Source organism: Roseomonas sp. TAS13 (genome assembly GCF_001950415.1).
Classification (GTDB): Bacteria; Pseudomonadota; Alphaproteobacteria; order Acetobacterales; family Acetobacteraceae; genus Roseomonas; species Roseomonas mucosa.
Window position 1 is genome coordinate 1 of the sequence record NZ_BDLP01000639.1, and the last position, 1,425, is coordinate 1,425.

Sequence of the window (1,425 nt, forward strand, 5' to 3'; positions counted from 1 at the left end):
CCTCTCGCCCGCGCCGTGCTGGACGAGGCCGGGGGCACGCCGCGGCCGGCGGAATCCTTCCGCGCCCTGCCCGGACGCGGGGTGGAGGGCGTGGCCGAGGGCCGCCGCCTGCGCCTGGGCAGCGACCGGCTGCTGCCCCAGGCTGGCGCGCCGGAGCCCCTGGCCGCAGCCTCGGCGGAACAGGCGGCGCACGGCTATTCGCAGTCCTGGCTGATCGAATCCGGGCCGGAGGGCGAGCGCGTGCTGGCCCTGCTGGGCTTCGAGGATGCCCCCCGTGCCGGTGCCGCCGAGGCGGTGGCGCGCCTCCACGCCCTGGGCCTGCGCACCGCCATGCTGAGCGGCGACAACGAGGCAGCCGCCCGCGAGGCCGCGCGCCGCTTCGGCATCGACGAGGTCGCGGCCCGGCTGCTGCCGGAGGACAAGGCCACCCGCCTCGCCGCCTGGCATGCCGAGGGGCGCCGCGTCGCCATGGTGGGGGATGGGGTGAACGACGCCCCGGCGCTCGCCGCCGCCGATCTCGGAATCGCCATGGGCGGTGGCACCGATGCCGCCTTCGCCGCCGCGCACCTGGCCCTGCTGCGCCCCGATCCGCGCCTCGTGCCCGCCGCCCTTTCCGTGCTGCATGCCACTTGGCGCACCATCGCGCAGAACCTCGGCTGGGCCTTCGCGTTCAATACCCTGGCCATCCCCGCCGCGGCGCTGGGCGGCCTGTCGCCCGCCCTGGCGGGTGGCGCCATGGCGCTGTCCTCGCTGACCGTGCTCGGCAATGCGCTGCGCCTGACGCGCTGGAAGCCGGAAGGGGAGACCGCGCATGAACATCGGTGAGGCGGCCGCCGTCAGCGGCCTCAGCGCCAAGGCGATCCGCCGCTACGAGGAGGCCGGGCTGATCCGCCCGCGCCGCCTCGCCAATGGCTACCGCAGCTACAACGAGCGCGATGTCGCCGCCCTGCGCTTCGCCCGCCACGCGCGGGAACTGGCCTTCCCGCTGGTCGAGGTGAAACGCCTGCTGGAGCTCTGGAGCGACGGCAGCCGCGCCAGCGCCGATGTCCGCACCATCGCCCAGGAGCATATCCTGGCGCTGGAGGCCAAGGCCGCCTCGCTGCAGGCCATCGCCGGCAGCCTGCGGCAACTCGTTTCCTGCTGTCGGGGTGATTCCCGCCCCGACTGCCCCATCCTGGAGGAACTGGCAAAATGATCGAACTGACCGTGAAGGGTATGGACTGCAACCATTGCGTCCAGTCCGTGACCGAGGCGGTGAAGAGCGTGGACCCCGCCGCCAAGGTCGAGGTGGACCTGTCGACCGGCCGCGTCCGTGCCGAAACCGAGGCTGGCCGCGCCCGCCTCGCCGAGGCGATTCGCGCCGAAGGCTACGAGGTATCGGACTGTCTCTTGATCACATCTACGCACAGCTCCACCGTAAGGCGA

General features: G+C 73.3%; 3 protein-coding genes. All 3 read left to right on the plus strand.

The genetic code is table 11. The features are described from left to right. Positions 1–825, plus strand: an 825-nt coding sequence (locus ROTAS13_RS24430) for an HAD-IC family P-type ATPase (RefSeq protein WP_139323565.1), incomplete at its 5' end; no start/stop codon positions are given. Beyond that, positions 812–1,195, plus strand: coding sequence for a MerR family transcriptional regulator (locus ROTAS13_RS24435; protein WP_019461122.1), 384 nt, complete (start codon positions 812–814; stop codon positions 1,193–1,195). The genes ROTAS13_RS24430 and ROTAS13_RS24435, both read left to right, overlap by 14 nt. Next, positions 1,192–1,425, plus strand: a 234-nt coding sequence (locus ROTAS13_RS24440) for a heavy-metal-associated domain-containing protein (RefSeq protein WP_075823661.1), incomplete at its 3' end; no start/stop codon positions are given. The genes ROTAS13_RS24435 and ROTAS13_RS24440, both read left to right, overlap by 4 nt.

Excerpts from the sequence above, each read along its gene's own strand:
- ROTAS13_RS24435 (WP_019461122.1), top strand. The coding sequence starts at position 812 with ATGAACATCGGTGAGGCGGCCGCCGTCAGCGGCCTCAGCGCCAAGGCG.